This window comes from Xanthomonas sp. LMG 12461, from assembly GCF_009192935.1.
GTDB classification, from domain to species: domain Bacteria; phylum Pseudomonadota; class Gammaproteobacteria; order Xanthomonadales; family Xanthomonadaceae; genus Xanthomonas_A; species Xanthomonas_A sontii.
In genome coordinates this window covers 1-17,778 of sequence record NZ_NQYT01000088.1, presented here as the reverse complement: position 1 = coordinate 17,778, position 17,778 = coordinate 1, and the positions used below count along the sequence as shown (strand labels likewise).

Sequence of the window (17,778 nt, the reverse complement as noted above, 5' to 3'; positions counted from 1 at the left end):
CGGTGGGGGCAGGGGCTGTGGTGGGCATGAGCATCGTGGCTGCCTTTCGCAGGACAAGGGGACCCCGACGCGGGCGCCGAAGCGTCCACGCAGCGAGACCGACAGAGAGGGCCGGGCGGTGGCCCGGGCGGATCAGGTGCTGGGGGCGGTCACGGCAACACTCCCGCTGGCCTGGATCGCGAAGGCGATGTCCTTGGCGGCCAGCAGCGTCGGCTGGAGGGCGGTCTCCAGCAGTTCGGCGTGGCTGGTGCGCACCGACGGCGCGGCGACACTGATCGCGCCGAGCGGATAGTCGTCCGCATCCAGCACCGGGACCGCCAGCACGCGCAGGCCCTCGGTCAGCATCGACTCCAGGATCACGTAGCGGTCGCGGCGGATGCTGTCGAAGGTGCGCCGGATCGTGGCGATCTCCGGCGTCTGCGCACCCTGCACGTCGACCCCGGTCACCCGCGTCACTTCTGCCGGCGCCAGGTGCGCCAGCATCGCCAGGCCGATCGCCGTACGGGTGCTGGGCACCGTGGTGCCGATGCGGATGTCCACGCCCAGGCGGGTGATGCCGGCGCGCACGCGCTCGATGTAGAGCACGTCGGGGCCTTGCAGCACCGCGAAGCTGGCCGCCTCGTTGACGTCGCTGACCAGCGTGCGCAGCAGCGGCCGCACCACGCTGCGCAGATCGCGGCGGGCGATGGCGTGGAAGCCGAGGTCGAGCACCTTCAGGGTCAGGCGGAAGCGGCGGCTCTCCGGCACGCGGTGCACGTAGCCCAGCTCGACCAGGGTGTTGAGCATGCGGAAGGTGGTGCCGGGATCGAGCCGGGCCAGGGCCGCGATCTGGCTCAGCGACAGTTCCTCGTGCTCGGACGAGAACGCCTCAAGCACGCGGAAGCCCTTGGCCAGCGACTGCACGGTGCTGCGCAGCTTCTTGTCCCCGGCCTCGTCGCCGTCGTCGGGCGCGGCGCTGGCCGCGCGCTGGGAAGTCGTCTTGATCATCTGCAGTTCCTGGAGGACCCGGGGGAATCGCCAGCTTGCTCGACCCGCCCGGTGATGTCGCTTGACAAGTGAATTTCGGATTGCGAAAATAATTTCGAAATTTCATGCCAAGACTCCGCCCGGGCGCTCGATGCGTCAAGTTGCGGCGCAACATGCGTGGGCGGTTCTCCCTGCGCGTCGACGATCCGTGGTTTCGAAACCTCCGAAAGACGCGTCATCGCCTGCTGGGAGTTGCGTAGGCTCAAGGCCATGCCGCGCCGGCGCGCGATGTCCGTGCTTGGGGCGGCGCCTATCGCGAGGCGGGTGGCGTCGCGTCTGTATCGCCAGGTAGACGAACGCGGCCGTGCGCGGCGATGTCAGCCGTGCTGGCAGACAGCGGCATGGCGGCATCGATACCGTGATGCATGGCTCGAACGACCCGACAGACGCCGCCCCCGCCGGCGCAGACATGGTGGCAAGCACTCTCGTTCAAGCGCACCGCCGCCGAGGTCTCGGCGGTGCTGGTGGTGATCGGCGCGACCTACGGCTTCGTGCAGTACGTGGAGGTCAAGCCGCTGCAGCGGCAGCTGGCCGAGGCGCAGGCCGGTGCCTGCGACGCCAAGGCCGCGGCGATGTCGCTGATGCTGAGTCTGTTGCCGGGCGAGAGCCGCACCCTCTTCGATGGCGCGCTGACCATCGCCAATCTCACGCCAGCGCAGGACGATGCCAAGGTGCGGCTGCGGATCGCGCCGCTGGGTGCGGCCGCGGTCGACAAGCTCCAGCCGGTGCCGGGAGACCGCTTTCTGGTGCAAGTGCCGGGCCGTGGCCGCTATGCGGTCTACCTGCGTTCCAGCAGCGCGCAGTTCGTGGAGCTGTCGATCCTGCGGCAACCGTGAGCCGGTCGCTGGCGCCGGCACGCCATTCAAGAAATCCCGCGCATGGCCGCCATTGCGGATAGCGGAGCCGTTTCGCCGAAGCGGCCGTCCCTCGGGGGAACGCGCATGCTGTCCTTGCCACGTTTGCTGGGCCGCCACCTGGCCAAGTTCCTGTCCAAGCCGCGCCGCCATGGCTCGCAACTGCCGACCAGCCCGCCGCAGCTGTTGCGTGCCACGCTACGCAAGGGCGACGTGCTGCTGGTCGAGGGCAACAGCCGCTTCTCCACCGCCATCAAGTACCTGAGCCAGTCCACCTGGTCGCACGCGGCGCTGTACATCGGCGACCACGTGGCCGCGCTTCCCGGCGAGGAGGCGCCGCTGTTCTGCGATGTCGACATCAACGTCGGCGTGCGCCTGGTGGGATTGAGCGAGTTCGCCGGCCTGCACACCCGCATCTGCCGTCCGGTCGGGTTGAGCGCGCAGGAGATCGAGACCGTGGTGGAGTACATGGTCTCGCGGGTCGGCAACAGCTACGACCTGAAGAACATCTTCGACCTGGCGCGCTACCTGATCCGCACGCCGCCGCTGCCGTCGTCGGTGAAGCGGCGCTTCCTGGAACTGGGCAGCGGCGAGCCGACCCGGGCGATCTGCTCGACGTTGCTGGCGCAGGCGTTCGGCGCGATCCGCTATCCCATCCTGCCGGAAATCGACCAGGCGCCGCCGACGGGAAGCGATGCGGGAGAAGACGCGGAGATCCTGCATCCGCGCCATCACAGCCTGACGCTGCCGCGCGATTTCGACGTCTCGCCGTACTTCAACGTGGTCAAGCCGCGCTTGCAGCAGGGCTTCGATTTCCATCGCCTGGTGTGGGAGCCGCACGCCGCCGGCGTGCCGTCCGCGAGCGCGCCGATGGATGCCGCACTGGCCTGACGGAAGCCGGCTGCAGCGTGAAACTGTGGTGCGCGTTGCTCTGGCGAAGCACTTCGCAGTTCAAGTTCGAGCGCGCGCTGGCCGATACAAAATTCCGTTCTCTGCTTTCTACGCCATGAATCCCATCCAATTTCTGCGCCGCCATATCGCCAATCTGCCCATGGCGCGCAAGTTCATCGTGCTGTGCGCGCTGATCGCGCTCGGCGTGATCCTGCTCGCCGTTGCCGCGGCGCGCCTGCAATATCTCAACCTGATCGATGCGCGCAAGCAAAGCGTCAAGACCCAGGTCGACATGGGCCTGAGCGTGATGCAGCACTACGCCGATCTGGCCAAGCGCGGCGAGATGACGCAGGCGCAGGCGCAGGCAGCGGCCAAGGGCGCGCTGGCCGACATGAAGACCAACGGCGGCGTGGACTACTTCTTCATCGTCGACCCGCAGATGCGCATCGTCATGCATCCCAAGCGCGCGGTCGGCACCGACATGAGCGGCTACAGGAGCGATGCCGGCGAGTACGTGTACCGCGACATCCAGACGGCGGTGCGCAGTGGCGACGGTTTCAGCTACTACACCGCGCCCAAGCCCGGCAAGTCGGTGCAGCTGCCGAAGATCAGCTACGCCGCGCTGTACCCGCAGTGGAACTGGGTGCTGGCGATGGGCGTGTATGCCGAGGACATCCAGGCCCAGGCGATGGGCTTCACCAAGATCCTCACCGTGATCGGTGGTGGCCTGGTGGCGCTGGTCGTGGGCCTGTGCTGGCTGATCGCCGGCGCCATCGTCGCGCCGCTGCGCGGCGCCACGCGGACGGCCGAGGCGATCGCCTCGGGCCGTTTCGACAATCCGATCAAGGTCGAGTCGCGCGACGAGACCGGGCAGTTGATGACCAGCATGCAGCAGATGCAGACCCAGCTGCAGCGCTTCAACGGCGAGATGCAGACCCTGGTGCGGCTGCAGCAGGGCGAGGACATCAGCCATCGCATGCCGGAGGACTTCCCCGGCGACTACGGCACGCTCGCACACGGCATGAACACCGCGCTGTTCGAACATCTGGACGCGATCGTCGAGGCGATGGCGATCATGGACGAGTACGGCCGCGGCGACCTGCGCCGCGACATGCGCCGGCTGCCGGGACAGCGCGCCGCGCTGCACGAGGCGCTGGACGTGGTCAAGGCCAACCTGTCGGCGGTCAACGGCGACATCGCGCGGCTGGCCGACGCGGCCGCCCGCGGCGACTTCACTGCACGTGGCGACGAAGCGCGCTACGCGTTCGCGTTCAAGGAAATGGTGGAAGCGCTGAACCGGCTGATGCGCCAGGCCGACAGCGGCCTGGCCGACGTCGGCCGGATCATGGGGGCGATCGCCGATGGCGACCTGTCGCAGCGCGTGGACGTACGCTACGAAGGCGCATTCGGCAAGCTCGCCGACGCCGCCAACCGCACCGCCGAGCAACTGACCGGCATCGTGCAGGGCATCCAGCGCGCGGTCGGCTCGATCAACACCGCCGCCAGCGAGATCGCCAGCGGCAACAGCGACCTGTCGGTGCGCACCGAGCAGCAGGCGGCCAGTCTGGAAGAAACCGCCGCCTCGATGGAGGAGCTGACGTCCACCGTGAAGCAGAACGCCGACAGCGCGCGCCAGGCCAACCAGCTGGTGCTGAGCACCGGCGAGGTGGCCGAGCACGGCGGCCGCGCCGTGGAGGAAGTGGTGGCGACCATGGCCTCGATCAGCGCCGCGTCCGCGCGCATCGCCGACATCATCGGCGTGATCGACGGCATCGCCTTCCAGACCAACATCCTCGCGCTCAATGCGGCGGTGGAAGCGGCGCGCGCCGGCGAACAGGGCCGCGGCTTCGCCGTGGTGGCCTCGGAAGTGCGCACGCTGGCGCAGCGTTCGGCGGCGGCGGCCAAGGAGATCAAGACCCTGATCTCCGACTCGGTGCAGGAAGTGGAGCAGGGCTCGACCCTGGTCAACCGCGCCGGCACCACCATGACCGAGGTGGTCGCCTCGGTGAAGCGGGTCACCGACATCATGGCCGAGATCTCCGCGGCCAGCGCCGAGCAGAGCGCGGGCATCGACCAGGTCAGCAAGACGGTGATGCAGCTGGACGAGGGCACCCAGCAGAACGCGGCATTGGTGGAAGAAGCCAGCGCGGCGGCCAAGAGCATGGAAGATCAGGCGGCGGAACTGGCACGCGCGGTGGCGGTGTTCCGCCTCGCCGGCGGTGCCGCCATCAGCGTGGCACCGGCCCCCGCGGCCAGGCCGCAGCCGGCCAGGTCGGCAGTGCGGGCTGTCGCCGTCGCCACCAAGCCCAAGCCGACGGTCCCGGTGCGGCAAGTGGTGGCCAAGCCACGCCCGATCCAGGGCGTGCCGGCGGACAGCGCGGAGTGGGAAGAGTTCTGAGCCAGTGCGGCGTGGTGGCGCCTGCCGCCACGCCGTGTTCGCCCAGTCGTTGCATTCCAGGGGCTGGCGAACGCGCGATGAGGTCATGCATCTCGCTGGGGCTGGCAATCCAAGCCGGTGCATGCGCCGCACCGGCAGACCGGCGACTGAACGGGGGCTGCCGCGAAAGAGGCGATCACAGCCCATGCTCTCTCGCACGAACGCCGCGATGCTTGCGCATCGCGGCGTTCGTGCGAGGGGGCCTGCAATGGCGCGTTAGCGTGCCACGCTGCCCTTGGTCGAACCGGCACCCGGGCCGGCGCCCAGGTCGGCACCGGTGGTCGGGTCGCTGTCCGGCTTCGACAGCGTACGCGCCGCCAGCGCCTGCACTGCGCTCTGTTCCAGTTCGCTCAGGCCCACGCTGGGCATCCCGCTGCCGCCATCCACCGCCACCTGGCGATTGCGGTTGGCAATGGACTCCCATTGGCTGCCGCTGTTCCAGGGCCCCTGCATGTCGCCGTCGCCCTGCGACATGTCGTGGTAGCGGTCGGTGAAGGCCGGATCGCCCGGCAGTTTGCCTGGCGGGAAGTTCGGCTCGATCGCGTATAGCGCCTTCTCGAAGGATTTCTGGTGCGCCACCTCGCGGGTCATCAGGAAGGTCAGTGCATCGACGATGCCCGTATCGTCGGTGACGTTGATCAGGCGCTCATACACGATCCTGGCGCGCGCTTCGGCGGCGATGTTGGAGCGCAGGTCGGCCGTCGGCTCGCCGATGCTGTCCACGTAGGCCGCGCTCCACGGCACGCCACTTGAATTGACCAGCGCCGGGCCGCCGCCGTAGAGAATCTGCTGGGTCTGGCTGGTGTTGTTGTTGCGGGTGAGGTTGCGCATGTCCTCGACCTCGGCCATGCCTTCGGACAGCACGGCCTTCGGCCCCTGATTGAGCATGGCGATGATCGAGCCGATGATTTCCAGGTGGCTGAGCTCCTCGGTGGCGATGTCGTACAGCAGATCCTTGCGGCCGGGATCGACCTCGCCGATGGCCTGGGTGAAGTAGCGCATCGCCGCGGCGAGCTCGCCTTGCGGGCCGCCGAACTGTTCCAGCATCAGCGAGGCCAGCGCCGGATCGGGTTGTGCCACGCGGACCGTGTACATCAGCCGCTTGTTGTGCATGAACATGGGGTTCTCCTGGAGTGCCGCCCGAACGTCGTGACGACGCAATGGCGCGACCGAGGGCCGCGCGTGGGGGATAGGCGTCTGGGACGCCGCGACCCGCGCTGGCGGGCCGCGGCCGGGGCGGTCAGGCCGCCTTGCGCTTGCGTGCCGCTTCTTCGTTGCCGCCCTGCTCGGCCAGCAGGGTCAGCTTCTCGTCGGTGGACTTCTCTTCATTGAGCGTTTCCAGCAGCAGGCTCAACGCATCGTCCATGCCCAGCTGCTTGGCCATGGCGGCGAGCGTGCCGTAGGACGCGATCTCGTAATGCTCGACCTTCTGCGCGCCACCGATCAGCGCGGCATCGCGCACCGGGCCAGCCTCGATCGACTCGATCACTTCCTTGCCTTCTTCCACCAGGCCTTCCATGGCGGCGCACTTGATCCGCTTCAGGCGCAGGTTGCCTTTCTCGACGATCTGGTCGATGCGTTCGATCTGCCCCTGGGTTTCTTCCAGGTGCGCCTCGAACGCCGCGCGCAGCGCCGGGTTGGTGGCGGCGCGCGCCAGGCGCGGCAATGCCTTGGTCAGCTGCTTCTCGGCGCTGTAGATGTCCGACAGCTCATGGATGAACAATTCGTCGATGGTCTTGACGGCCATTGGGAGTCTCCGGTCGGTGATGGATGGTGGTGCTGCTGTGGGGGAATACGCGCGCGTCGTGTCGTGTGCGACGGCGCTCAGTGCTTGGCGGTTTCGCCTTCGGTGCGCTCGCGCTTCAGGAACGCCAGGATCGTGGCTTCCTGGTGCTCGATCAGCCACTCGGCCATGGCGATTTCCTGGTCGAGGATGGCGGCGCAGATGTCGGCGATCTCGGTCTGCCCGGCTTCCTTGGCGGCGATCACCAGGGAACGGTAGCTGGCGATCTCCATATGCTCGAAGGCGTAGCTCACGCCCAGGCTCTTGGCCACCTCGTCGCTCATCATCGAATTGCCGGCGGCGTGCACCGAGGCCATCACGCTGGCGACGGTGCCCTTGATCGTCGGGATCGAGCCGTCCAGGATCTCGATGCAGCGCTTGACCTGTTCGGATTGATCGCGGGTTTCGTTGACGTGCTGCTCGATGCGCGCCTTCAGCTGCGGGTAGTGCTCCAGGCGGCCGGCGGTGGCAGTGAGCATGGTGTTGGCCTCCTGCTCCATGGCGTAGGCGTCCTGCAGCCACTTCAACAAGCGTTCGGTGTTGCTTCGGGTCATGGATATCGCTCCAGATGGTGTGCGCGACGCACCTGCATCGCATCGCGCGTCCGTGTGTTTTTCCCCTGTGCGATCAACCTAGGCTCACCGCCGTTAGAGCAGTTGCAGCGCAGAGTGAATGCCGTGCGAGATGCAGTGTGAGGAGATGTACACGGTGGCGATACGCGTGACGCGCGGGTGCTGCATGTCTTTTGCGCTCGCGCTCTTAGGCGGCTTCAGCCGCGACAGGTATTCCCATGAAGGCCTGTCGCGGCTGAAGCCGCTCCTAAAGAGGGGAGTGCGCTGGATCTGTGGCCTGCTAACGAGACAGCAGCAGGCGATGCGTGTGCTTGCGTGAGGATCACAGCGACAACATCAGGGGAAAGCCTCTCGCGGCCAGAGCCGCACCTACAGCGCCGCAAGCCCGCAGCGCTTTTCCCATTCCCGATTCCCCACTTACGATTCCCGGCCTTACAGCGTCACCGCGCCACCCGAGATGGTCAGCAACGTGCCCGACGTATAGCTCGAGGTATCCGCAGCCAACAGCACATAGGCCGAGGCCAGTTCCGCCGGCTGGCCAGGACGGCCGAACGGCGTCTGCTCGCCGAAGGTGCGCACCGATTCCTCATCCATGCCGGTGGGGATGAACGGCGTCCAGATCGGACCCGGCAGCACCGCGTTGACGCGGATCTTCTTCTCGGCGAGCAGGCCGGCCAAACCGATGGTCAGGTTGGCCAGCGCGCCCTTGGTGGCCGAGTACGGCAGGATGTTGGGCGTGGGCTTCTTCGAGTTCACCGAGGCGGTATTGATGATCGAGCCGCCCTCGGGCATGTGCGGCAGCGCCAGCCGCACCAGGTGGAACGGCGCATGCACGTTGGTGGCGAAGGTTTTCTCCCATTCGTCGAGGGTGATCTCGTCGAAGCTGTGGAAATAGCGCTGGTAGGCCGCGTTGTTGACCAGTACGTCGAGGCCGCCGAAGGCGTCGGTCACGGTCTTGATCAACGCCTCGGCCTGCGCGCGGTCGCTGATGTCGCAGGGATGCAGCAGCACGCGCACGCCGGCATCCTCCACCAGCTTGGCAATGCGTTCGGCGTCGTCCTGCTCGTCGGGCAGGTAGGCGATGGCGACGTCGGCGCCCTCGCGCGCATAGGCGATCGCCACCGCGGCGCCGATGCCGCTGTCGCCGCCGGTGATCAGGGTGCGCTTGCCCTGCAGCAGGCCGTGGCCGACATAGCTGTCTTCACCGTGATCCGGTTTCGGATCCATGGCCTGGGTCTTGCCGGGAAAGGATTGCTGCTGCGCCTTGAACGGCGGCGACGGATAGTTTGGAACGGCCATGTGCATGCCTCGTTGGGGGAGTGTCCAACGAGGGTGGGCAGGCGCAGGTAAAGCCGGGGCCAAGACCATGTCGGCGGCATGTCACGATGCGGGCAAGCGCCCGTGCCGGTCACTGTCTGCGTGAGCGCCGCTGCGGCGCCGCGAACTCAGCCGGCGGCGAGCGTGCGCGCGCCGACGATGATCATGCGCAGCATCGCGGTGATCTGCCGGATCAGTTCCGGATCCTTCTCCGGCGGCAGGTCCATCGCGGTGGCGCCCATCGCGAACACCAGCCGGGTGATCGCCTTGGAGACCAGCGCTGGTTCGTGCAGCGGCGCGCCTTCCAGCGCGGCCAGGCGGATCAGGTCCACCCGCAGTTCGTCCTCGAAATAGTTCAGCTCGCGGTCCACTGCATGTTTGAACGCGTCCGAGCCGACCGTGCCCTCGCGTAACAGGACGTGCAGCAGCTTGTCGTCGGCGCGCAACTGTTCCATGAAAGTCTCAACGGAACTGAGGATGATGCTGCGGCGATTGCCGGCGGCACGCTGCCGCGCCTGGCCGATGATGGTGCGCAGCGAGCTGCCGGCCAGGTCGATCAGCGCCACCGCCAGCTCGTCCATGTCGCGGAACTGGCGGTAGAAGCTGTTGGGGGCGATGCCGGCTTCGCGGGTCACCTCGCGCAGGCTCAGCGTGGACACGCTGCGGTGCGGCCCGATCAGCTTCAGCGCCGCGGCCAGCAGGTCCTCGCGCGAGATCGCACCCTTGCGGGCGTTCGGCGTGTCCGCGGACGGGGGAGGGGAGAGCGTCGTCATGGGCAGACCGGGCCAGGCAATGGGGGATGATAACGCCATTGCTGAATGCACAACTGTATAGACATCTGTATCTTCATCTGTATAGTGGACCCCATGAACGCTGTCCGCCGTCCCGCCAAGCTCCGTCCCGCCGCCCGCGCCCTGCGCGCCTGGGTCAAGCCGGACGTGTTCGATTTCTGGTCCACCCGCCTGCACCCGCTGTGGACCTGGCAGAGCCCACGTGCGCGCCTGGTGCAGCGCGAGGCCGCCAGCAGCGATGCGGTGACCCTGGTGCTGCAGCCCAACCGCCACTGGCGCGGCCTGCGTGCCGGCCAGCACGTGGAACTGGGCGTGGAGATCGACGGCCGCCGGCTGCTGCGCAGCTACAGCCCCACGCCGTTGCCGGGCGGGCGCCTGGCGATCACGGTCAAGACTGTCGACGGCGGCCGGGTCAGCCAGTACCTGGCCGGCGCCGCGCGCATCGGCGAGGTGTTCGAACTCGGCCAGGCCTACGGCGAGATGGTGCTGCCGACCGCGCCGCACGGCCGCTGGCTGCTGCTGGCCGCCGGCAGCGGCATCACCCCGATGCGCGCGCTGCTGCGGCAACTGGCCGATGCAGGCATGCCGGCCGACGTCGACCTGCTGTACTGGGCGCGGCGCCACGACCAGGTCTGCTTCCGCGAGGAACTGCAGGCGCTGGCCGCGGCGCATCCGCGTTTCCGCCTGCACCTGGCCATCACCGGCGAGGGCGAAACGCCGGCGCCGCGCGTGGACACGCTGCCGCTGGATACCCTGGGCGACCTGGGGCAGGCGCAGGTGCTGGCCTGCGGCCCGGGCGGCTTCGTGCAGGCGGCGCGCGCGCGCCTGCAGCACCGCGTGGCCCGCTTCCAGGCCGAAGCGTTCAGCCCGCCGCCGGCCCCGGCCGATGTCGAACAGGGCACCGTGGCGGTGACCCTGGCGCGCAGCGGCCGCGTGCTGCAGCTGCCGCGCGGCCAGTCGCTGCTCACCGCGCTGGAAGCCGAAGGCCTGCGTCCCAAGCACGGCTGCCGCATGGGCATCTGCAACAGCTGCGCCTGCGGCAAGCAGGCCGGCATCACCCGTGATCTGCTCAGCGGCGCGCACGCCGCCGAACCCGGTTCGCTGAAGCTGTGCGTCAACAGCGCCAGCAGCGACCTGACCCTGGACCTCTGAAGGACTTCCCCATGGCGGCTCCCCGCAACCGCGCACTCACCCCGGCCGAACTGCAGGCCTTCGGCGACGAACTGGACGCGCTGCGCATGCGCACCCTGGCCGACCTGGGCGCGCGCGACGCGCGCTACATCCGCCGCATCGTCGCCGCGGTGCGCTACACCGGCGTGGCCGGCCGCGCGCTGCTGTTCCTCGGCGCGTTCGTGCACAGCGTGCTGGTGCCGGCGTGGATCGCCGGCGTGCTGCTGCTGACCCTGTCCAAGATCCTGGAGAACATGGAGCTGGGCCACAACGTGATGCACGGCCAGTACGACTGGATGGGCGATGCGCACCTGAACGGCAACACCTACGAGTGGGACATCGTCGCCACCGGCGACAACTGGCGCAAGACGCACAACTTCAAGCACCACACCTACACCAACGTGCGCGGCATGGACGACGACATCGGCTATGGCCTGCTGCGGATCTTCCCCGAGCAGCGCTGGCGCCCGTTCTACCTGGCGCAGCCGTTCATCGCGGTGGTGTTCGCGCTGCTGTTCGAATGGGGCGTGGCGATTCAGGACCTGCGCCTGGGCCGCTGGCTGGCCGGCAAGATGAAGCGCGGCGAATTGAAGCGGACGTTCCTGCCGGTCGGGCGCAAGATGGGCCGGCAGATCTTCAAGGACTACATCTTGTTCCCGGCGCTGGCCGGCCCGTTCTTCCTGCCGGTGCTGCTGGGCAACCTGGCCGCCAACGTGCTGCGCAGCATCTGGACCTTCGTGATCATCTTCTGCGGCCACTTCACCGCCGACGCCGAGACCTTCCCCAAGGAGTCGATCAAGAACGAGTCGCGCGGCCATTGGTACCTGCGGCAACTGCGCGGTTCGTCCAACCTGGCCGGCGGCAAGCTGCTGAACGTGCTGTCGGGCAACCTCAGCCACCAGATCGAGCACCATTTCTTCCCGGACGTGCCGGCCAACCGCTATGCGGCGCTGGCGGTGCAGGTGCGCGAGATCTGCGCGCGCTACGGCCAGCACTACAACACCGGCTCGCTGCCCAAGCAGTTCGGCCAGGTGGTGTGGCGGATCCTGCGCCACGCCTTCCCGAGCCGGCCGCGCCCGGTGCGGGCGCTGCAGCCGGCGACGCAACAGGCAGGCTGAGCCTCGCGCACAGGTCAAGCAAAAAGGCGGGGGCGACCCCGCCTTTTTCATTGGCCCGGCGCTGGCGCGATATGCACGCCTCGCTCACGGGAGGCTGTCGATCATCCTTAGCCGCCTGCAGACGCTGGCGGCGGTGCAGGCGTCTGCCGTCGAGCGAGGGCCTGCGATGAAACCTGCCAAGCTGTTCAACGTCGTCGCCAAGAAGGCGTCGTATGCTGCCGGCACGCCCTGGACCTTCTGCATCGCGCTATGCATCGTGCTGGTGTGGGGCCTCAGCGGCCCGGTGTTCGGCTTCAACGACACCTGGCAACTGGTCATCAACACCGGCACCACCATCATCACCTTCCTGATGGTGTTCCTGATCCAGCACACCCAGAACGCCGACACCGCGGCGATGCAGATCAAGCTCGACGAGCTGATCCGGGTCAGCGCCAAGGCCAACAACGAGCTGCTGGATCTGGAAGAGCTGGACGAGAAGCGGCTGGAAGAGATCCGCAAGCAATACGAGGAACTGGCGCGCAAGGCCGGGGAAGAACTGCGTGCGCGCAATGCGCGCCACGGCGATGGCCGCGAGACCCACGATCGCCCCAAAGGTTGAGCTGACGCCCGCGCCCTGCGGACGGCGGAAGCAGCGTGTCGGCGGTAAGCGCGCGACACGCTGCTGCGCGTTGCAGGGATCAGGCCGGCACGGCGCCGTCCGGATCGTCTGTGGTCGCAGTCGTCGACGCGCGCTCGGCGCCCTGCAGGGTGTCGCCATGCGGCGGCGTGGCCCGGCCGTCATCCAGTTCGGCTGGTGGCATGGGCGAGGCCGCGTCGGCCATGGTGGTGTGGGTGTTGCGGCGATAGGCGCGGATGGCGGCGAAGGCCGTGCCGGCCAGCGCGAGTTTCCAGAGTAGACCGGACATCGCAGGGCTCCAATGTGGAAGGAGCGGCCAGCGTCGGCCAGCACGGGTGGCGCAGGCGTGCAGGTCACGTGCGTGCGGCGTGGTCGCGCCGGTCGGCATCGCAGTCGCCGCTCGCGCGGCCTTCATCGCAACTTGCATGCCGGCTAACGTGCGCCGGCCTAGCGTGATCCGCTCACACGCTTCTGCAGGAGATCGTCATGGCGCAGCGCACTTCACCTCCCACCGGCACGCACGATGTCCGCCAGGCCGCCTACCGCGGCACGCAGGGCGATGTGTCCGCCGACAGCGGCGTGCCGCCGCGCGGCCGCGACCGCGGCGTGCCGTCGCAGCCCATGCCGTCGCCGCACGCACGGACACCGCAGGATCACGGCGAAGACCGCAGCGGGCGCAGCCAGCCCAACCTCGGCCAGGCCGGCACCTACGGCGCCACCGGCGAGCATGCCGGCGGCGCGCATGGCAAGGCCGCCACGCCGGGTGGCTACCACGAGGACGATGGCGATGCGGCACACGATGCTGCCGCTGCACGCGGCGAAGACTAGCCGCACCGTGCGCTGAACATGGGGGCGGCAGGCGTGGGCGTGCATCCGCTGCGCCACGCGTCGGTAACGCACGCGGTGCGACCATGCCGCTCCCCACCCGGAGATCAGCACGTATGTCCAAGCAGACCATGGCTCGCCTGCTCGCCGAAACCCTGCACAGCGCGGGCGTGGAGCGGATCTGGGGCGTGACCGGCGACAGCCTCAACGGCTTGACCGACGCGCTGCGGCAGATGGACAGCATCGAGTGGATGCACGTGCGCCACGAGGAAGTGGCCGCCTTCGCTGCCGGCGCCGAAGCCGCGGTGAGCGGCAAGCTGGCGGTGTGCGCCGGCAGTTGCGGGCCGGGCAACCTGCATCTGATCAACGGCCTGTTCGATTGCCACCGCAGTCATCAACCGGTGCTGGCCATCGCCGCGCACATCCCGTCCTCGGAGATCGGCCTGAGCTATTTCCAGGAGACGCATCCGCAGGAGCTGTTCCGCGAGTGCAGCCACTACGTCGAACTGGTGACCAACCCGGCGCAGATGCCGGAAGTGCTGCAGCGGGCGATGCGCACCGCGATCCTGCGCCGCGGCGTGGCGGTGGTGGTGATCCCCGGCGACGTCGCCCTGCAGGAAATGCCCAAGGGCACGCCGACGACGTGGCCGGCGCTGGCCGCGCCGCGCATCCTGCCGGCCGACGCCGACGTGGCGAAGCTGGCCGATCTGCTGCAGGCGAGCAAGGCCACCACCTTGCTGTGCGGCAGCGGCTGTGCCGGCGCGCACGACGAGGTGGTGGCGCTGGCCGACGCGCTCGGCGCGCCGATCGTGCACGCGCTGCGCGGCAAGGAACATGTGGAGTGGGACAACCCGTTCGACGTCGGCATGACCGGCCTGATCGGCTTCAGTTCCGGCTACCAGGCCATGCTCAACTGCGACACGCTGCTGATGCTCGGCACCGATTTCCCGTACCGGCAGTTCTATCCCAAGGACGCCACCATCGTGCAGGTCGACAACGACCCGGCCGCGCTGGGGCGGCGCACGCCGCTGCAACTGGGCATCGCCGCCGACGTGCGCGAGACCATCGCCGCGCTGCTGCCGCGCCTGCAGCGTCGCGAGGACCGCGGCTTCCTGGAGAAGTCGCTGGCTCACTACCGCAAGGCGCGCGAGGGCCTGGACGACCTGGCCGTGGCCTCGGCCCCCGGCGAGCCGTTGCATCCGCAGTTCGTCACGCGCATGGTCGATGCGCTGGCCGACGCCGATGCGATCTTCACCTGCGACGTCGGCACGCCGACGGTGTGGGCGGCGCGCTACCTGACCATGAACGGCCAGCGCCGCCTGCTCGGCTCGTTCAACCACGGCTCGATGGCCAATGCGATGCCGCAGGCGTTGGGCGCGCAGGCGCAGTTCCCGCGCCGGCAGGTGATCTCGCTGTCCGGCGATGGCGGTTTCACCATGTTGATGGGCGACTTCATCACCCTGGCCCAGCTCGGCCTGCCGGTGAAGGTGGTGGTCTACAACAACGGCTCGCTCGGCTTCGTGGCGATGGAAATGAAGTCGGCCGGCTACCTGGATACCGGCACCGACCTGAGCAATCCGGACTTCGCGGCGATGAGCAACGCCATGGGCATCCTGGGTCTGCGCGTGGACGAGTCGGCGCAACTGGAGCCGGCCCTGCGCGAGGCGTTCGCGCATCCCGGCCCGGCGCTGGTGGACGTGCGCGTGGCCAGCCAGGAGTTGGCGATCCCGCCGGCGGTCAAGCTGGAACAGGCCAAGGGCATGGGCCTGTACCTGCTGCGCGCGGTGATGAGCGGACGCGGCGACGAGGTGCTGGAACTGGTCAAGACCAACCTGCGCTGAGTCGCCGCAGGCACCGCGGCGCGGTTACGATCGCCGCGGTTCGCCCCGCCTCTTCCGTTGCGCCCAAGGACGTCCATGCCCCGTTCGCTGTTGCGGCAACTGCTGCTGATCTGGATCGTCATCGTCGCCGCCTGCGTGGGCATGGCGGTGGTGCTGGTCGGGCTGTACCGGCACAGCGAGGGCGTGCGCAGCGAACGTGCGCAGACCGGGTTGCGCGAGGTGTGCACGCGCATGGTGCAGCGCTACAACGGCGCCAGCGCCGCTGCCCACGGCAGCGACGGCACCGGCCTGGCGGCGGTGGTCTCGCAGCTGGTGCTGGCCGATGCCGCCGGCGTGGAAGGCGGCTTCTGGGACCGCCAGCGCGGCTTCGTCGCCTATGCCTATCCCACCTACGACGGGACCGAGCACAAGACCGACGTGCCCTCGGCCGAGCGCAACGTCATCGTGTCCACCGCGCAGCGCGGAGTGGAGGCGCAGCACCCGGTCGACTACCGCCGCGACGGGCAACGCGAGAGCCTGCTGATCGCGGCCTGCCCGCTGGACCGCAATGCCGCGGCCTGGGCCATGACCCGCGTGGCCTCCAGCGACGCCGCCGCCAGCCTGCCGCTGGCGTTGGGCATGGCGCTGATCCTGGCGCTGGTGGTGGTGTCGGCGCTGGCGCTGGGCTGGGTGGTGCGGCGCTGGAGCCAGCGCCTGCAGGGCATCCAGCAGGCGCTGGCGACGCCGGCGGAGGTACCGCAGATCCCGCGCACCGGCGCGCCGGAACTGGACCGGCTCGGTGCCGCGGTCACCGACTACGCGCAGCGCAACGCGCAGGCCCTGGCCGAGACCCGCCGGCTCGGCGAGGAGCTGTCGCGGCACGAACGCCTGGCCGCGCTGGGGCGCATGACCGCGACCGTGGCGCACGAAATCCGCAACCCGATCGCGACCCTGCGCCTGGCGCTGGAAAACCAGATCGCCGCGCACGCGGACGGCGCCGACGACGCCCAGGCGCAACTGATGCTGGCGCAGATCCAGCGCCTGGACGGCGTGGTGGAAAGCCTGCTCGGCATGGTTCAGCCGATCCGCCTGCACCGGCAGACGGTGGCGCTGCAACCGTGGCTGCAGGCGCTGCTGGACCCGGCCGACTGGGACGGGCAGACGCCGCCGATCTCGCTGCGCCTGCAAGCGGCGCCAGCGCAGTGGATGCTGGATCCGCAGCAGGCCGCGCGCGCCCTGCACAACCTGCTGCGCAATGCGCTGCAGCACGCCGCTCCCGGCACCGAGGTCACGTTGGCGGCGCAGGCCGAGAACGACTTGCTGCACCTGCGCGTGCGCAACCAGGGCGAGCCGGTGCCGGCGCCGGTGGCCGCGCATCTGTTCGAACCGTTCGCCAGCGGCCGCAGCGACGGCAACGGCCTGGGCCTGGCGCTGGTGCGCGAGATCGCCCGCGCCCATGGCGGCGAGGCGCACTACGCGCATCGCGACGGCATCACCGAGTTCAGTCTGGAGCTGCCATGGCGCGCATCCTGATCATCGACGACGACCTGGCCTTCCTCAGCACACTGCAGGCCACGCTGCGCTCGTTCGGCCACGACGTCGTGGCCGTGGCCGACCCGCGCGAGGGCCTGGCGCGCCTGGGCGAGGGTGGGCTCGACTTGGCCTTCGTCGATTTCCGCATGCCCGGCATGGACGGCATCGCACTGATGCGTGCGCGCCAGGACGATGCGCTGGCCATGCGCGTGCCGCTGGTGATGCTCACCGCGCATGCCTCCAGCGGCAACACCATCGAGGCGATGAAGCTCGGCGCCTTCGATCACCTGGTCAAGCCGGTGGGTCGCGCCGATATCGCCGAGGTGGTCGAGCGCGCCCTGCGCAGCCGCGGCGACGCCGCGCCGGACGCCGCAGCGGCGATGCCGGCCGAGGAAGACGACGCGCTGCTCGGCCACAGCGCGGCGATGCGCACCGTGCACAAGCGCATCGGCCTGGCCGCCGCGTCCGACCTGCCGGTGCTGATCACCGGCGAAACCGGCACCGGCAAGGAACTGGCGGCGCGCGCGCTGCACCGTGCCAGCGCCCGTGCCGCTCAGCCGTTTGTGGCGATCAATTGCGCGGCGATTCCCGCCGAGCTGATGGAGAGCGAGCTGTTCGGCTACCGCAAGGGCGCGTTCTCCGGCGCGGTGAGCGACCGCAACGGCCTGATCCGCGACGCCGATGGCGGCACCCTGTTTCTCGACGAGATCGGCGACATGCCCTTGCCGATGCAGGCCAAGCTGCTGCGTTTCCTGCAGGAAGGCGAGGTCTCGCCGCTGGGCGGGCGCGGCGCGCAGAAGGTGGATGTGCGGGTGATCGCCGCCACCCACCGCGATCTGCTGCAGGCGGTGGACGCCGGGCGCTTCCGCAGCGACCTGCGCTATCGGCTCAACGTGGTGCCGATCGAACTGCCGCCGCTGCGCGAGCGCGGCGACGACATCCTGCTGCTCGCCCAGCACTTCCTCGCCGCCGGCGCCAGCACCCCGCAGACCCTGTCGACGGCAGCGCAGGCGCGCCTGCGCGCC

Annotated in this window: 17 protein-coding genes; 10 read left to right on the top strand and 7 right to left on the bottom strand. The window is 69.0% G+C overall.

What is annotated here, in order from left to right; translation table 11 throughout:
- Positions 1–132: 132 nt before the first annotated feature.
- Positions 133–987: an IclR family transcriptional regulator gene (locus tag CEK68_RS19300; RefSeq protein WP_017910111.1), complete on the bottom strand. Its 855-nt coding sequence runs from the start codon at positions 985–987 to the stop codon at positions 133–135.
- 404 nt (positions 988–1,391) lie between these two features.
- On the opposite strand from CEK68_RS19300, the gene CEK68_RS19295 reads away from it, so the two are divergent.
- The 3 genes from CEK68_RS19295 (at position 1,392) to CEK68_RS19285 (ending at position 5,169) form a co-directional block, all read left to right on the top strand.
- Positions 1,392–1,862 carry a hypothetical protein gene (locus tag CEK68_RS19295; protein WP_039728364.1) on the top strand — a complete coding sequence of 157 codons (471 nt, stop codon included), beginning with the start codon at positions 1,392–1,394 and terminating at the stop codon, positions 1,860–1,862.
- A gap of 105 nt (positions 1,863–1,967) precedes the next feature.
- Entirely contained in the window at positions 1,968–2,771 is an 804-nt protein-coding gene (locus CEK68_RS19290) for a YiiX/YebB-like N1pC/P60 family cysteine hydrolase (RefSeq protein WP_017915697.1), read from the top strand.
- Positions 2,772–2,904: 133 nt separating this feature from the next.
- Positions 2,905–5,169 (top strand): methyl-accepting chemotaxis protein, encoded by a 2,265-nt coding sequence (locus CEK68_RS19285; protein ID WP_226977968.1) that lies wholly within the window; start codon positions 2,905–2,907, stop codon positions 5,167–5,169.
- A 255-nt stretch (positions 5,170–5,424) separates the two neighbouring features.
- Here the strand turns inward: CEK68_RS19285 and CEK68_RS19280 are convergent, their stop codons facing one another.
- The 5 genes from CEK68_RS19280 to fabR form a co-directional block, all read right to left on the bottom strand.
- Complete coding sequence (locus CEK68_RS19280) at positions 5,425–6,327, bottom strand: manganese catalase family protein (protein ID WP_152240351.1); 903 nt, start codon at positions 6,325–6,327, stop codon at positions 5,425–5,427.
- 121 nt (positions 6,328–6,448) lie between these two features.
- On the bottom strand, positions 6,449–6,955 hold the full coding sequence (locus CEK68_RS19275; RefSeq protein ID WP_152240350.1) for a ferritin-like domain-containing protein: 507 nt from the start codon (positions 6,953–6,955) through the stop codon (positions 6,449–6,451).
- Between the two features lie 77 nt (positions 6,956–7,032).
- Entirely contained in the window at positions 7,033–7,545 is a 513-nt protein-coding gene (locus CEK68_RS19270) for a ferritin-like domain-containing protein (protein WP_017910118.1), read from the bottom strand.
- Between the two features lie 450 nt (positions 7,546–7,995).
- Positions 7,996–8,862, bottom strand: a complete 867-nt coding sequence (locus tag CEK68_RS19265) for an SDR family oxidoreductase (RefSeq protein ID WP_017915693.1) — start codon at positions 8,860–8,862, stop codon at positions 7,996–7,998.
- 146 nt (positions 8,863–9,008) lie between these two features.
- Complete coding sequence (gene fabR, locus CEK68_RS19260) at positions 9,009–9,653, bottom strand: HTH-type transcriptional repressor FabR (RefSeq protein WP_017912841.1); 645 nt, start codon at positions 9,651–9,653, stop codon at positions 9,009–9,011.
- Positions 9,654–9,746: 93 nt separating this feature from the next.
- Between fabR and CEK68_RS19255 the strand changes: the two genes are divergently transcribed.
- From CEK68_RS19255 to CEK68_RS19245, 3 genes are all read left to right on the top strand, one after another.
- The gene (locus CEK68_RS19255) at positions 9,747–10,823 is read left to right on the top strand and encodes a ferredoxin reductase (RefSeq protein WP_152240349.1); all 1,077 of its coding nucleotides are present in this window, start codon (positions 9,747–9,749) and stop codon (positions 10,821–10,823) included.
- Between the two features lie 11 nt (positions 10,824–10,834).
- The gene (locus CEK68_RS19250; RefSeq protein ID WP_152235636.1) at positions 10,835–11,959 is read left to right on the top strand and encodes an acyl-CoA desaturase; all 1,125 of its coding nucleotides are present in this window, start codon (positions 10,835–10,837) and stop codon (positions 11,957–11,959) included.
- Between the two features lie 166 nt (positions 11,960–12,125).
- Positions 12,126–12,557, top strand: a complete 432-nt coding sequence (locus tag CEK68_RS19245) for a low affinity iron permease family protein (protein ID WP_152240348.1) — start codon at positions 12,126–12,128, stop codon at positions 12,555–12,557.
- Between the two features lie 79 nt (positions 12,558–12,636).
- Here the strand turns inward: CEK68_RS19245 and CEK68_RS19240 are convergent, their stop codons facing one another.
- Positions 12,637–12,864, bottom strand: a complete 228-nt coding sequence (locus tag CEK68_RS19240) for a hypothetical protein (RefSeq protein ID WP_152240347.1) — start codon at positions 12,862–12,864, stop codon at positions 12,637–12,639.
- 197 nt (positions 12,865–13,061) lie between these two features.
- Here CEK68_RS19240 and CEK68_RS19235 point away from each other — a divergent pair, with 197 nt between their 5' ends.
- From CEK68_RS19235 to CEK68_RS19220, 4 genes are all read left to right on the top strand, one after another.
- Positions 13,062–13,403, top strand: coding sequence for a hypothetical protein (locus tag CEK68_RS19235; protein ID WP_152240346.1), 342 nt, complete (start codon positions 13,062–13,064; stop codon positions 13,401–13,403).
- A 128-nt stretch (positions 13,404–13,531) separates the two neighbouring features.
- On the top strand, positions 13,532–15,241 hold the full coding sequence (gene poxB / locus CEK68_RS19230; protein WP_026143522.1) for a ubiquinone-dependent pyruvate dehydrogenase: 1,710 nt from the start codon (positions 13,532–13,534) through the stop codon (positions 15,239–15,241).
- 75 nt (positions 15,242–15,316) lie between these two features.
- Positions 15,317–16,753 (top strand): HAMP domain-containing sensor histidine kinase, encoded by a 1,437-nt coding sequence (locus CEK68_RS19225; protein ID WP_152240345.1) that lies wholly within the window; start codon positions 15,317–15,319, stop codon positions 16,751–16,753.
- A partial coding sequence (locus CEK68_RS19220) for a sigma-54 dependent transcriptional regulator (RefSeq protein ID WP_152240344.1) occupies positions 16,738–17,778 on the top strand: 1,041 nt, incomplete at its 3' end. The genes CEK68_RS19225 and CEK68_RS19220, both read left to right, overlap by 16 nt.

Bases quoted from the DNA above. Each gene is read 5' to 3' on its own strand.
- CEK68_RS19300 (WP_017910111.1), bottom strand. From the start codon at position 987: ATGATCAAGACGACTTCCCAGCGCGCGGCCAGCGCCGCGCCCGACGAC.
- CEK68_RS19295 (WP_039728364.1), top strand. From the start codon at position 1,392: ATGGCTCGAACGACCCGACAGACGCCGCCCCCGCCGGCGCAGACATGG.
- CEK68_RS19290 (WP_017915697.1), top strand. From the start codon at position 1,968: ATGCTGTCCTTGCCACGTTTGCTGGGCCGCCACCTGGCCAAGTTCCTG.
- CEK68_RS19280 (WP_152240351.1), bottom strand. From the start codon at position 6,327: ATGTTCATGCACAACAAGCGGCTGATGTACACGGTCCGCGTGGCACAA.
- CEK68_RS19275 (WP_152240350.1), bottom strand. From the start codon at position 6,955: ATGGCCGTCAAGACCATCGACGAATTGTTCATCCATGAGCTGTCGGAC.
- CEK68_RS19270 (WP_017910118.1), bottom strand. From the start codon at position 7,545: ATGACCCGAAGCAACACCGAACGCTTGTTGAAGTGGCTGCAGGACGCC.
- CEK68_RS19265 (WP_017915693.1), bottom strand. From the start codon at position 8,862: ATGGCCGTTCCAAACTATCCGTCGCCGCCGTTCAAGGCGCAGCAGCAA.
- fabR (WP_017912841.1), bottom strand. From the start codon at position 9,653: ATGACGACGCTCTCCCCTCCCCCGTCCGCGGACACGCCGAACGCCCGC.
- CEK68_RS19255 (WP_152240349.1), top strand. From the start codon at position 9,747: ATGAACGCTGTCCGCCGTCCCGCCAAGCTCCGTCCCGCCGCCCGCGCC.
- CEK68_RS19250 (WP_152235636.1), top strand. From the start codon at position 10,835: ATGGCGGCTCCCCGCAACCGCGCACTCACCCCGGCCGAACTGCAGGCC.
- CEK68_RS19245 (WP_152240348.1), top strand. From the start codon at position 12,126: ATGAAACCTGCCAAGCTGTTCAACGTCGTCGCCAAGAAGGCGTCGTAT.
- CEK68_RS19240 (WP_152240347.1), bottom strand. From the start codon at position 12,864: ATGTCCGGTCTACTCTGGAAACTCGCGCTGGCCGGCACGGCCTTCGCC.
- CEK68_RS19235 (WP_152240346.1), top strand. From the start codon at position 13,062: ATGGCGCAGCGCACTTCACCTCCCACCGGCACGCACGATGTCCGCCAG.
- poxB (WP_026143522.1), top strand. From the start codon at position 13,532: ATGGCTCGCCTGCTCGCCGAAACCCTGCACAGCGCGGGCGTGGAGCGG.
- CEK68_RS19225 (WP_152240345.1), top strand. From the start codon at position 15,317: ATGCCCCGTTCGCTGTTGCGGCAACTGCTGCTGATCTGGATCGTCATC.